This window comes from Arcobacter acticola (assembly GCF_013177675.1).
Lineage (GTDB): Bacteria > Campylobacterota > Campylobacteria > Campylobacterales > Arcobacteraceae > Aliarcobacter > Aliarcobacter acticola.
On the sequence record NZ_CP042652.1, the window covers coordinates 597,211 to 610,857 of the forward strand.

The 13,647-nt window shown below is 27.4% G+C and carries 15 protein-coding genes; 11 read left to right on the forward strand and 4 right to left on the reverse strand.

Annotated features, from left to right (window positions below):
- Nucleotides 1–67: 67 nt before the first annotated feature.
- From AACT_RS03130 to AACT_RS03140, 3 genes are read right to left on the reverse strand one after another with little or no spacing between them, the layout of a single operon-like run.
- Nucleotides 68–631, reverse strand: a complete 564-nt coding sequence (locus tag AACT_RS03130) for an IS630 family transposase (protein ID WP_172124293.1) — start codon at nt 629–631, stop codon at nt 68–70.
- 43 nt (nt 632–674) lie between these two features.
- The gene (locus tag AACT_RS03135; RefSeq protein WP_172124295.1) at nt 675–1,073 is read right to left on the reverse strand and encodes a helix-turn-helix domain-containing protein; all 399 of its coding nucleotides are present in this window, start codon (nt 1,071–1,073) and stop codon (nt 675–677) included.
- Nucleotides 1,074–1,125: 52 nt separating this feature from the next.
- The gene (locus tag AACT_RS03140; protein ID WP_172124882.1) at nt 1,126–1,284 is read right to left on the reverse strand and encodes a CBS domain-containing protein; all 159 of its coding nucleotides are present in this window, start codon (nt 1,282–1,284) and stop codon (nt 1,126–1,128) included.
- A gap of 108 nt (nt 1,285–1,392) precedes the next feature.
- Here AACT_RS03140 and AACT_RS03145 point away from each other — a divergent pair, with 108 nt between their 5' ends.
- The 10 genes from AACT_RS03145 (at nt 1,393) to AACT_RS03190 (ending at nt 12,042) form a co-directional block, all read left to right on the forward strand.
- Entirely contained in the window at nt 1,393–1,902 is a 510-nt protein-coding gene (locus tag AACT_RS03145; protein WP_172124884.1) for a shikimate kinase, read from the forward strand.
- Complete coding sequence (hisD, locus tag AACT_RS03150; RefSeq protein WP_172124886.1) at nt 1,903–3,198, forward strand: histidinol dehydrogenase; 1,296 nt, start codon at nt 1,903–1,905, stop codon at nt 3,196–3,198.
- A 41-nt stretch (nt 3,199–3,239) separates the two neighbouring features.
- A complete protein-coding gene (locus tag AACT_RS03155; protein ID WP_172124888.1) occupies nt 3,240–3,542 on the forward strand; it encodes a DUF2018 family protein in 303 nt (100 codons plus the stop codon).
- A 13-nt stretch (nt 3,543–3,555) separates the two neighbouring features.
- Nucleotides 3,556–4,455: a polyprenyl synthetase family protein gene (locus AACT_RS03160; protein ID WP_172124890.1), complete on the forward strand. Its 900-nt coding sequence runs from the start codon at nt 3,556–3,558 to the stop codon at nt 4,453–4,455.
- Complete coding sequence (hemA, locus tag AACT_RS03165) at nt 4,456–5,754, forward strand: glutamyl-tRNA reductase (RefSeq protein WP_172124892.1); 1,299 nt, start codon at nt 4,456–4,458, stop codon at nt 5,752–5,754.
- A gap of 42 nt (nt 5,755–5,796) precedes the next feature.
- Entirely contained in the window at nt 5,797–7,503 is a 1,707-nt protein-coding gene (locus AACT_RS03170) for a proline--tRNA ligase (RefSeq protein WP_172124894.1), read from the forward strand.
- Nucleotides 7,504–7,515: 12 nt separating this feature from the next.
- Nucleotides 7,516–8,376, forward strand: coding sequence for a mechanosensitive ion channel family protein (locus tag AACT_RS03175; protein WP_172124896.1), 861 nt, complete (start codon nt 7,516–7,518; stop codon nt 8,374–8,376).
- A complete protein-coding gene (locus tag AACT_RS03180) occupies nt 8,351–9,748 on the forward strand; it encodes a CCA tRNA nucleotidyltransferase (RefSeq protein WP_172124898.1) in 1,398 nt (465 codons plus the stop codon). The genes AACT_RS03175 and AACT_RS03180 overlap by 26 nt, the downstream gene beginning before the upstream one ends.
- A gap of 70 nt (nt 9,749–9,818) precedes the next feature.
- Nucleotides 9,819–10,256 carry a DUF3015 family protein gene (locus tag AACT_RS03185; protein ID WP_172124900.1) on the forward strand — a complete coding sequence of 146 codons (438 nt, stop codon included), beginning with the start codon at nt 9,819–9,821 and terminating at the stop codon, nt 10,254–10,256.
- Nucleotides 10,240–12,042, forward strand: a complete 1,803-nt coding sequence (locus AACT_RS03190; protein WP_172124902.1) for an Lnb N-terminal periplasmic domain-containing protein — start codon at nt 10,240–10,242, stop codon at nt 12,040–12,042. Before AACT_RS03185 ends, AACT_RS03190 begins: the two co-directional genes overlap by 17 nt.
- A gap of 41 nt (nt 12,043–12,083) precedes the next feature.
- Here the strand turns inward: AACT_RS03190 and AACT_RS03195 are convergent, their stop codons facing one another.
- Nucleotides 12,084–13,316 (reverse strand): apolipoprotein N-acyltransferase, encoded by a 1,233-nt coding sequence (locus AACT_RS03195; protein WP_172124904.1) that lies wholly within the window; start codon nt 13,314–13,316, stop codon nt 12,084–12,086.
- A gap of 28 nt (nt 13,317–13,344) precedes the next feature.
- On the opposite strand from AACT_RS03195, the gene yajC reads away from it, so the two are divergent.
- On the forward strand, nt 13,345–13,620 hold the full coding sequence (gene yajC / locus AACT_RS03200; protein ID WP_172124906.1) for a preprotein translocase subunit YajC: 276 nt from the start codon (nt 13,345–13,347) through the stop codon (nt 13,618–13,620).
- Nucleotides 13,621–13,647: the final 27 nt, after the last annotated feature.

Below are 13,647 nucleotides of genomic sequence, written 5' to 3' on the forward strand. Positions count from 1 at the left end.
TTTTTGCAAAATCAATAGCTTTTAAATTAAGATCAATATGTTTAGTGTATAGAAATAAGATAAGTACCTACTTAAAATTAATGTCATAATTAGTTCCAAAGCCAGCTAATAAATTTTTAACATGTTTATGTAAATTATCAAATGATAAATAAGCTTCTAGTTTATGATAGTGATATTTCATATGTTTCCACAATATTTCTATTTTATTTAGTTCAGGTGAATATGGTGGTAAAAATAATAATTGTAGTCCAAGCTTCTCCCACTTTTCTATCTCTGCTTTAAAAAGCTTACTTGTGTGAATAGATGCATTATCAAGTATGACAACAGTAGTTTTTGTAATCTGATTTACAAAATCATTAAAGAAATCTATAACAACTTGTGTATCTACTTTTGTTATTGTAGTTTTCGAAAAGAGATGATTATTCTTTGTATTTAAAAACCCTAAAACATTTATTCTTTTTGCAAATCTATTTGATGGAATTTCTACTGGCTTACCTATTGGTGACCAATAATAAGGGATATTTGAATCAAGTGAAAAACCACTCTCATCAAAATAATATGTATCAATCCAATCTTTAGCAGACCAGCTTAAAACATTAAGTATTTGAGCTTTTTTGGAAGAATAATTCATCCACTTCTTCTCTTTAAATATAGTGTTTCTAGCTCTTTTAAAACTATATTGTATATTTTTTTAAATATCTTTTTAAGATTTGAGGTGATACTTTTTTAACTCTTTTTGACTCTTTATTAAGAGCTATACAAGTCTCTTTGATACTATTTGTTTCAATAAGTTTTTTTACTTTATCAATATCATTTTCATTTAGTGCTGGTTTTCTACCACGACCAATTTCATCAGATAAATTTTCTATTTGTTCTTCTTTGAATCTATCAAACCATCTATAAACTGTTCTTGTTGACTTATTGAATATTTTGCATATCTCTTTTACTGTTATACCTTCATTACTTAAAAGTATAGATTTAGCTCTTTGTCTTAATTGCAATGAATTACCATTTTTTACTATTTTTTCTAATTCTTTTACTGTTTTATTATTTAAATTACTTATATATCTCATATAGTATTATAGCTAAAACTAGCTTATAAAACAAGACATTAATTTTGATTAATTACTTATCTCTTTCTGTAATAATTCCTACAGGTTTTTTATTGTCTAATAAAACAAAATGTTTAGTTTTGTTATTTATCATTGAATCTAAAACTTCTTGTAGGGTAATATTATGTTCTATTGAATCAATAACATTTGATATTAGTTTTTGTAAGGCCATTTTTATCCTATTTTAAACTTGTGTATAAAAAATTATTTTATCTAAATAAAGTTAATAATAAACATAAGAGTATAAAAATTTACATAAGTTTAGATATAATCCAAAACTATGAGAAAGAACAATATAATATTAATAGGTTTTATGGGTGTTGGTAAAGGGACAGTTGCGCGTGCATTAGTGAAAAAATCTAATATGTTTGCAATTGATACTGATGATTTAATAGAGAGTATGGAAAACAGAAAAATCAAAAAAATTTTTGAAATTGAAGGTGAACCATATTTTAGAGCATTAGAAAAGAAAACTGCTTTATGGTTGCAAAAAAGTGTAAATAACACGATTATTTCAACAGGTGGTGGATTTTATAAGCAAGAAAATATAAACAAAATAGGAAAGGTTGTTTATCTAAAATCATCATTTCAAGGTATATTGGACAGAATAAATGAAGCACCAAATGCAGAAAATAAATTAAAAAAAAGACCACTTTTACAAAATATGGAAGAAGCAATTAAACTTTATAATTCAAGAGCAAAAGAGTATGAAAAAGTTGCAAAAATAGTTGTTGATGTTGAAAATAAAGATATAAAAGATATTGTAAAAGAGATTTTAGGACAAATATAAATGAAAATTATAAATACAAAAGATAACAATTTTGAAGAAGAGTTTGAAGCAATTTTAGCCCGAGCTAAAAGTGATATTAAAGGTGTTTCATCAATTGTTATGAATATTATTGATGAAATAGTTGTTGAGGGAAATACAGCTTTAAAAAGACATATCCAAAAGTTTGATAAATGGGAAGTTAAATCAGATGAAGATTTAATGATAAATCCAGATGATATGAAAAAAGCTTATGAAAATATTGATGAAAAATTAAGAGCTGCACTTCATACAGCATACGATAGAATTAAAAATTACCACGAAAAACAACTTCCAAAGTCTTGGTTAGATTTTGAATCAAATGGAACTATTTTAGGTCAAAAAGTAAGTGCAGTTGACAGAGCGGGACTTTATATTCCTGGTGGAAAAGCTGCATATCCAAGCTCACTTTTAATGAATGCAATTCCTGCAATCGTAGCTGGTGTTAAAGAGATAGTTGTTTGTACTCCAACTCCTGATAATGAAGTAAATGAACTTTTACTTGCAGCTTGTCACTTATGCGGAATCAAAAAAGCTTATAAAGTTGGAGGGGCTTCTGCAATTGCTGCGATGGCTTATGGAACACAAACTATTCCAAAAGTTGATGTGATTACAGGTCCCGGAAATATTTTTGTAGCAACTGCTAAAAAACTTGTTTTTGGTGAAGTAAATATTGATATGATTGCAGGTCCAAGTGAAATTGGAATTCTTGCAGATGAAACAGCAAAACCTCACTATTTAGCTATTGATTTATTATCTCAAGCAGAACATGATGAGATGGCTAGTTCGATTATGATTACAACTTGTGAAGAAGTTGCTTTAAAAACAAGTGATGAGGTAGAAAACTATTTAAAAACATTAAGTAGAGAAACGATTGCTAGAAAATCTATTGAAGATAGAGGTGCAATTATTGTGGCCTCTTCAATGGAAGAAGCAATAGATTTAATGAATGAAATTGCTCCTGAACACTTAGAAGTAATGACACAAAATGCTTTTGAATTATTACCATATATCAAACACGCAGGTGCAATTTTCTTAGGTGAAAATACTCCTGAACCAATTGGTGATTATTTAGCAGGACCAAATCATACCCTTCCAACAGGAAGTACAGCTAAGTTTTATAGTCCATTAAATGTAGAAAATTTTATGAAAAAAAGCTCAATAATTAATTTCTCAAAAAATGCTATAAATGAGCTTGGTGAAGCATGTGCTTTACTTGCAGATACAGAAGGTTTAACAGCTCACGCTAAAGCTGTTAGAGTAAGACTTGAAAATAAATAAAATATAAATAATATAAAAGAAAAAATTAAAGGAATAGACAAATGTCAACATTTAAAGACTGGTTTGAAGAAGATGAAGATGATATTTTTATGGGAAGCCCAAAATCAAAATTTTTTGATGTAAGCAGAGAAGCTTCAAAAGATATCGTTGAAGAAGAAATAGATAAAATTATTGAGAAATTAGCTGTTTTAGAAATGATTATTAGTAAAGATAAAGATGAAGACTTTGATATCAATCAATACATTAAGGACTATACTTTAGATAATATGTCAGAAGTAAAAGCTATGAAAAAAGGTTTGTATGTAGAATTTACAGGTGAAATTATTTGTAGATTAGACTCATAAGGTAAAGATTTAAGTGGAAGAATTAGAAAAAGTTAAAAATCAAATAAGAGCGTTCGTTGAAGTTTGTAATCATAAAAAAAGTTTAGATTTACTTGATAAATTAGCAACAGGAAAAATGTTGCGTTCTAAACTTATTTTAAAAATCGCAGGTGTATCTGATGAAAGTATTAAACTTTGTGCAATTGTTGAAATGATTCATGCAGCATCACTTTTACATGATGATGTAATAGATGAAGCAAATACAAGAAGAGGAAAACCTTCTGTTAATGCCTTATTTGATAATAAAACAGCCATAATGTTTGGTGATATTTTATACTCAAGAGCGTTTACAGAATTAACTTTAATGGATAAAAGAGTTGCATATACTATTTCTAACTCTGTAACTCAGTTAAGTATTGGTGAGATGTTAGATGTGGATTTAGCTAATACTTTTAATACTTCTTATGATAAATATCTTGATATGATTTATAAAAAAACTGGCTCTTTAATAGAAGCAGCAGCAAAAGCAGCAGCTATTTTAGCTGGACTTGATGAAAACAAATATGCTTTATATGGAAAAAATCTAGGGGTTGCTTTTCAAATGATTGATGATATTTTAGATATCACTCAAGATTCGCAAACTTTGGGAAAACCTGCAATGTTAGATTTTGTAGAGGGTAAAGTAACCATTCCATATCTTTTACTTCACGAAAGATTAGAAAATAAAACAAAATTAGAAGCTTTATATAAAAAAGAGTTAAGTGCTGAAGAAAGTCTATGGATTAAAGAACAAATGAATATTACGAAAGCTTTAGAAGATTCTATTACTCAAGCTAAGGAAATAGGAAATATCGCTATTAATGCAGTAAAAGATGAAAAAGATAGTGAAACTTTAGTATTTATTATGAAAGCAATGATTGAAAGAGAGTTTTAGATGAGTTACTTAGTAATTAGTTTTTCTCATAAAAATATAGATATAAAAATGAGAGAAAAACTAGCTTTTAGTAGTACTGAAGATAAAGATAGATTTATTAGAGTTCTTTTAGAACATGAGTGTACAAAAGAGGTAGTTTTATTATCAACTTGTAATAGAGTTGAAATAATTACTAGATCTTCAAGTATTAAAGCAAGTGCCAGAAATATTATAGAAAAATTAGCTTCTTATTCAGGAGTTGATTTTGATGTGCTATATGAAAGAGCCGATATTTATGATAATGATGGTGCAGTTCATCACTTGTTTTCTGTAGCCTCTGCCCTTGATTCTTTGGTTATTGGGGAAACTCAAATTGTAGGACAATTAAAAGATGCTTTTAGATTTTCACAAGCAAAAAATTATTGTTCTTCAAATATAACAAGAGTTATGCACTATGCGTTTAAATGTGCTGCAAATGTTAGAAATGCAACATCTTTAGGAACAGGATCTGTTTCTGTTGCTTCAACAGCTGTTGCAAAAGCTAAAGATATTATTGGGAATACAAAAGGCGTAAAAGCTTTAGTTATAGGTGCAGGAGAAATGAGTGAGCTTACAATTAAGCATCTTATTTCATCTGGTTTTGATGTTGTATTAACAAGTAGAGATATTAAAAAAGCTCAAATTTTAGCAAGTAGTTTTGAAGTTCATGTAAGTGTTGAACCTTATAGTGAATTATCAAATTTATTAGCAAAAACTCCAGTTATGATAACAGCAACATCAGCTCCATATCCAATTATTACAAAAGAAAATGCACCAAGTGCTTCAATAGATAGATATTGGTTTGATATAGCAGTTCCTAGGGATATTGATGAAGATATTTCTTTAAGTGATTTAAAAATTTATTCTGTTGATGACTTACAAGATATTGTAAATGAAAATATGAGTTTAAGAGCTGAACAAGCCAAAACAGCATATGGAATTGTAAGTCGAATGTCAGTGGAATTTTTTGAGTGGTTAAAGTCATTAGAAATTGAACCGATAGTAAAACATCTTTATGTAAAAGGTGAAGATATTATTGATAAAAAAGTAAAAAATGCAATTAAAAAAGGTTTTATAAGTGCTTCTGATGAAGAAAATATTAGAAAGCTTTGCCAAACAGTTATAACTGAGTATTTACATAATCCTTCTAAACAATTAAAAGATATTTCAAAAAATATGGAATGCGATATTGTTGTTGGAGCTGTTCAAAATATGTTTGGATTAGCAAGTGATTCAAATAGATCAAATAAATATAGATGTGATCATTTAATAAAAAATTAGATAAAACTCAAAAACAATAAATTAAAAATAGGAAAATAATAAATGAAATTTAGCAAAATGTTTATTCCAACAACAAAAGAAACTCCAAATGATGCAACCCTACCATCACATCAATTTTTATTAAGAGCTGGATTTATATCTCAAACAGGTGCTGGAATTTATGATTATATGCCTTTAGGAAAAATAGTTTTAGATAAAATCAGAGCTGTTGTAAAAGAAGAAATGGATAATAGTGGAGCAAATGAAGTTCAATTTGGTTTTGTAACACCACTTTCTTTATGGGAAGAATCTGGACGTGCAACTACGATGGGAAATGAGCTTTTAAGATTTAAAGATAGAAAAAATTCTGATTATGTTTTATCTCCTACAAATGAAGAAGCTGTTGTAAATATGGTTAAAAACAGAATTACTTCATATAAAGATTTGCCTATTAATTTATATCAAATTTATACAAAGTTTAGAGATGAAGCAAGACCTAGATTTGGTTTAATGAGAGGTAGAGAGTTTTTAATGAAAGATGCTTATTCTTTCCATTCATCTACTGAAGATTTAGTTAGAGAATTTAATCTTATGGAAGAAACTTATAAAAAAGTTTATACAAGGTTAGGATTAGAATTTAGAGTTGTTGAAGCTGATAGTGGTGCTATTGGTGGAAGTGGTTCTAAAGAATTTCACGTTTTAGCTTCTAGTGGAGAAGATACAATAGTAGTATGTGATTCATGTGATTATGGAGCTAATATTGAGGCTGCTACTAGAAAGCCAAATGCAAAAGATAAATTAGAAACAATTGCTATTGAAAAAATTGAAACGCCAAATTGTAAAACAATAGAAGAAGTAAGTTCATTTTTAAATGCTGATGCTTATTACTCAATGAAAGCAGTTATAAAAAATGCTATTTATGAAAATGGTTCAAAAATTGCAGTTTTCTTTGTAAGAGGTATTGATGAGTTAGAGGAAACAAAAGCTTGTAATTCTATTGGAGCTTTAGAGCTTGAAGATGCAAATGAAGATGATATTATAAAAGCTGGTTTACATGCTGGTTATTGTGGAATTGTAGATTTACCAAAAGATGTTTTAGTTGTTGTAGATAGTGAATTAAAAAATGATAATAATCTTGTATGTGGAGCAAATGAAGAAAACTATCACTTAAAATGTGTAGATTTAACTTCAATTGAAGGCTTAAAATTTGCAGATTTAATATCTGTAAAAGAGGGTGATACTTGTGCTTGTTGTGGTGGAAAATTATCTTATACAAAAGGAATTGAAGCTGGACATATTTTCCAATTAGGAACTAAATACTCAAGTGCTATGAATGCAAATTTCTTAGACTCAAATGGAAAAGCACAAGCTTTTGTAATGGGATGTTATGGAATTGGAGTTTCAAGATTAGTAGCAGCTGTAATTGAGCAAAATCATGATGAAAAGGGTTGTATCTGGACAAAAGAAACAGCTCCTTTTACTGTAGATATTATTGTTTCAAATTCAAAAAAAGAAGAAGAAGCACAAGCCGGTGAAAATATTTATAATGAATTAAAACAAGCAGGTGTAGAAGTTATTTTAGATGATAGAATAAATGCTAGATTTGGATTTAAAATGGGAGACTTTGAACTTATTGGATTCCCTTATGCTGTTGTTATTGGTAAAAAACTAGCTGATGGATTTGTTGAATTAGTTGATAGAAAAACATTAGAAAAAACGGATATTAAAATAGAAGATATAACTGCTAAAATATTAGAATTAATAAAATAAGAAGGAGTATTTTTGGAAAAAGAATTAGAAAAAAATATTGATAATATCACAAAGGACATAACATCATATATTCCTGATAATATAGTAGAAATATTAGGTAGTTATGCATTTTCATTAGTAATGGCATTACTGATTTTTATTATTGGTAAATGGGCTGTAAACAAAATCGTTGCATTACTTGGAAAAGTGTTAAGAAAAGTAAAAGGTATGGATGAAACTTTAATTAAGTTTTTAGAAAATATCGTTTATTACGCTTTAATGATTGTAGTTTTATTAACGGCTTTAGGAAAATTAGGAGTTGAAACAACATCGTTTTTAGCAATACTTGGAGCTGCTGGTTTAGCTATTGGTCTTGCACTTAAAGATTCTTTAGGAAACTTTGCTTCAGGTGTTATGATTATTATGTTCAAACCTTTTAAAGTAGGTGATGTGGTTACAGCAGCAGGTGTTACAGGAAGTGTTAGTGAAGTTGGAATTTTTAATTCAGTATTTACAACTCCTGATAATCAAAAAATCATAATTCCAAATGGTGCGATTACAAGTGGTTCAATAACAAATATAAATGCTAATGACACAAGAAGAGTAGATTTAGTTGTTGGTATTGGATATGAAGATGATATTAAAAAAACAAAAGATGTTTTAAATGATATTATATCTTCTCATGAAAAAGTTTTACTAGACAAAGGTATTACAGTTGCAGTTTCAGAATTAGCTGATTCTTCTGTAAACTTTGTAGTTAGAGCTTGGGTTAAAACTCCTGATTATTGGGATGTTAAATTTGCTTTAACAGAAACAATAAAATTAAGATTTGATGCGGAAGGTATTTCTATTCCATTCCCACAACAAGATGTACACCACTACAATAAAATTTAATATTCCCAAAATATTAGAATATATTTTAAATGATTTACAAGAATTAGGAGCTAGACCTATTCTTGTGGGTGGTTGTGTTCGTGATTACTTTTTAAATATTCCTGTAAAAGATTATGATGTTGAAATCTTTGGAATAGACTGCTTTGATACTATAGAAAACTCATTAAAAAAATTTGGTTCTGTTAAACTTGTAGGAAAATCATTTGGTGTATTAACTTTAAGAGTTGATAATTATGATTTTGATTTTGCTCTTCCACGAAGAGAAAAAAAAGTTGGAAATAGCCACCAAGATTTTGAAATTATAACAAATGCAAATCTAAGCTTCAAAGAAGCAGCTATGCGAAGAGATTTTACAATAAACGCAATAGGATATGATTTTTTTAATAAAGAGTTTCTTGATCCTTTTGATGGATTAAGTGATTTAAAAGCAAGAGTGATAAAACATATTGATGATAATACTTTTATTGAAGATTCTTTGAGAGTTTATAGAGCTGTTGGTTTTGCTTCTAGATTTAATTTTAAATTAGAAGAAAAAACAAAAGATCTTTGTAAACAGATAGTTTTAGAAGATGAGTTAAAATATTTACCAAAAGAGAGAGTTTTTGAAGAATTTAAAAAACTTTTTTTAAAATCAATTAAACCTTCAATTGGATTTGAACTTATTTATGAATTAGGAATTCTAAAATATTTTCCTGAGTTAAAAGCACTAATTGGATGTATACAAGATAAAGAATATCATCCTGAAGGTGATGTTTGGATTCATACTATGATGTGTCTTGATGAACTAGCTAGAATAATTAAAGAAGAAAAAATAGATGATGAATACAAAAAACTATATCTATTTTATTCAGTACTCTGTCATGATTTAGGAAAGCCTTTTTGTACACAAGAAATAAATGGTAAAATCACATCTCACAAACATGAAGTTTTAGGAATAGAGCCTACAATATCGTTTTTATCTAAGCTTACAAATGAAAAGAAATTTATAGATATTGTTTGCTCTTTAGTAAAAAGTCATTTAGCGCCTTTTCAATTATATTTGGCAGAATCATCACTAAAAGCTATAAAGAGACTTTCTTTAAAAGTAAATATTGAAGATTTATGTTTAGTTTGTTTGGCTGACTGTTTAGGTCGTGATATTCCCGATAAAGATAAATGTTATGCAGCTACAATTTGGCTTTTAGAAAAAGCAAAAGAGCTTGAAATTCATAATGAACCTATTAAGGCTTTAGTTCAAGGACGTGACTTAATTGCTTTAGGATTTAATCCATCGCAAAAATTTAAAGAAATACTAGATTTTGCTTTTGATTTACAATTAGATGAACATTTAGGAAAAGAAAATATTATAAAAGAAATTCTAAAAAAGTACTAGAATAATTATTTTTTAAGTAATTATTTAAAAAAAAGATACTAGAATGAATCAAAATTTAGAGGAGATAAATATGAAAAAAATAATTAGTTTAATCGCAGCAATTGGTTTAACAACATCAATGTATGCAAATGATAATACAGGTTGTGGTTTAGGTTCTCTTGTAATTAAAGATCAAAGTACAGTTATGTTACAAGTATTAGCTGCAACTACAAATGGTACATCAGGAAGCCAAACTTTTGGAATCACAAGTGGAACATCAAATTGTAATAAACCATCTAATTTTGTTGCAAATGACAAATTAAATCAATTTGTTGGTGAAAATATGGATGAACTAGCATTAGATATTTCAGCTGGAAAAGGTGAAACTTTATCAACAGTTGCAAAATTAATGAATGTTGAAAATACTCCTGAGTTCTCTGCAAAATTACAAGCAAACTTCTCAAACATTTATACAAGTGAAAATGTAACTTCAGCTACAGTTATTGATTCAATTGCTAAATATATGTAATATTTCTAATAGAAAAAGTAAGTATTTATTACTTACTTTTCTATTTTCTACTTCTTGCTTTTCTTCCTCTGAAATAAACTCTTTAATAGAACAAAATAAACTTTATGAAAATGCTTATTGGTCAAAATTATTACACTATAGAAATGGTTCAAGTGAAATAGATTCAAATAATTTTTTTATCTCAAAAGATGGTAAAACAGATTTAAAGAAAGAATTATTTGAAACTATAAACTCTTTAGAAAGTGGACAAAATGATGTTTTATGTAGATTTCCATTAAGAGTAAAATGGTTAAAGCAAAATATTCCTCAACTGAAAAAAAATATTGTTCCTTACTCTTGTCCTAAATTAAATGAATATTTAGGAGCTATTGATGCAAAGCAAGTAACTATGGTTTTTCCAACTGCTCATATAAATTCACCTGCTTCAATGTATGGCCATACTTTTTTACGAGTTTCATCAGATGAAGAAACTCCTTTAATATCAAATGCAATAAATTATGCGGCAAAAACAACTGATACTAATGGATTTATTTTTGCCTATAAAGGTTTATTTGGAGAGTATGAGGGAAGATACTCAATTTTACCTTATTATGAAAAAATCAAAGAATACAATAATCTTGAACAAAGAGATATTTGGGAATATGATTTAGATTTAAAACAAGATGAAATAGATAGATTGGTTTTACATGCCTATGAACTAAAAGATGTGTACTCTGATTATTTCTTCTTTAAGGAAAATTGTTCATATAATATTTTATGGTTACTTGAAATTGCAAGAAGTGACTTGGATCTAGTTAGCCATTTTTCTTTGAAAACTGTTCCTTTAGATTCTATTAAAATTTTGAAGCCTTATAATTTAATAAAAGATTCAAAATTTAGATACTCATCAATGAAAAAAATGAAACATATTTTAGAAGAAAAGATTGAAAATAAAGAGTATTTAGACTCTTTTGTAAATGATAATGAGCCTTTAAATGAGGATTTAAGTATAGATGATAAAATCTCTTATTTGGATTTTAAAATCTCTTATTTACAGTATCAAAGAGCAAACAATGAATATGATAAAAAAGAGTATTTAAGTAAATATTTAGAGCTTTTAAAACAAAGAAGTACTTATAATCAAAGCTCAAATTATGATATCAAAGCTCCTAAAAATCCCTTAGATTCCCATGATTCAGCAAGAGTATCTTTTTATTATAATTCAGATGATAGCTTTGAATTATCAGCAAAGCCTGTTTATCATGATATTTATGACATAAGTGATGGATATTTACAAGGGGCATATATTGACTTTTTTGATATTAATATAAAAAAAGAGAAAGATGAAAATATTAAATTAGATAGATTTACCTTACTAAAAATAAAATCTTTGGCGCCTAGAGATATGTTTTTTCAACCAACTTCATGGGGAATTGATTTAGCATATGAACACTTTAAAGATCAAAGTGATTATTTAAAAATAAAGCCAGAAGCAGGACTTACATATGGAAATGAAAAAGATTTCATTTATTTGATGTTAGGTTCAAATGTATATTATAAAAATTCAGATCAATTATATTCAATTGGTTCAAGTATTGGTTTTGTTACAAATAGATTTGATGATATAAAACTTGGATTAAATTATTCGTATGATAGATACAATAAAAGTCTTGAAAATAACCAATTTGAAGCCTTTGGGACTTATAAATTAGATCAAAATGCTTCTTTAACAATTAAATATTTAAATGATGATTTATATAAACAAAATGATGAAAAAGTTAAACTAGGAGTATCTTATTATTTCTAAATACTCTAAACTCTAAAAAACTTTAGAGTTTAGAATATATATTAGGGTCTATATATTCTATTTGGACTTCCATTTACCACATGAAAAATAGTTACATTGTATGTTCTTGAATAAAACTTTAGTAAAAGATGTTGTAATGTTGGCTCAATTGATGGTGTAAACCATGCGTTATTGGAAATAGCTATCATATATTTTGTATCACCTAAGTTCTCAAAAATCTTATCAGTTGTTGCTTCATAACAAATAGCATTTCTTATTTTTTCACCTTTGATTATAAAATCAGTGGGTTCTGATGCTTTTGAATAATCTTGGGCACCATCATAAAAAACTTTATTTATTAAATCAACAAAAAACTGAGGAAGTGGAATTTCTTCACCAAAAGGAACTAATACCACTTTTTTAGCAACTTTGATTTCACCTTTGCTAAAGTGATATGATGCATTATAAATTTGTTTATCTTCCACATATAATGCCCCTGCAATTATGTCAATATCATATGATAATTCTTTTAGACGTTCTGATATTTCAGCATTTCTATTTAAAACTGTAGTAAATGTAGTTTCAGGTAAAACAACTAAATCTTTTTTTAATTCAATTGCTTTTGCTATTTCTTCAAAATTGTTTTCGTGTAAAACTCTTTGATAATCTTTTTCCCATTTTAACTCTTGTTTTATATTCATTTGAGGCATAAAAATACTAGCTTCAGGATTCTGAATATAAACACCTTTCCCTAAATTTAAAGCAAATAAAATAGGTATTACCCCTAAAACTTTAAATCTTTTTAATTTTATAATTAAATAAAATGAAAATAGCACAAGAAAAAAAGCAACTTTTGAAATATCAATATATGAATCAACAAATATTAATTCAAATTTCATCCAATTAAAACCAAAAGGTGCAAAATAAGTAAATGCAAAGATAGTTAAAATTCTAAAAACTAATCTATCATAAAATGCAAATAAATAAAAAATTATGGCATATACAAGACTGATTCCTGCAATAAAAACAGGAGCTAAATATGTTAAATCATAATATTGCATACTTACAGCCATCCAATTGCACCATAAAACACCAGATAAAAATCCAGCTACAAAAAGTGCTTTTTTAGGAATTACTAATAATAAATATATGGCAAATAGACCTAAAATTGTATTTAAAATTTTATATTCTACTTCGAAATAGCTTAAGTACATAAAAGAAGCTAATAAAATTGCAGTGATGAAGCCTTTTATTATGAAGTTTTTGTTAGAATAATCGCGTTTTAGTAAAAACATAATAAACTACTTTTTAAAAGGAAATTTGATGGAAGGTTCGAGTACAGATTTAATAAGCTCATTGTTACCTCTAGTTGCATTATTTGCGATTTTTTACTTTTTGATTATTAGACCACAACAAAAACAAGCGAAAGCTCATAAGGAAATGGTTTCTAATTTGAAAAAAGGTGATAAGATTGTAACAAATGGTGGCTTAATGGTAGAAGTTACAAAAGTGGAAGATGCATATTTTGTTGTAAAAAACAGTGATGGCACTGAAATGAAGCTTGTAAGAGAGTTTGTAGCAAAACTTTTAGAAGACTAAAATTCTTCAAATTTTTAAGATATGTAA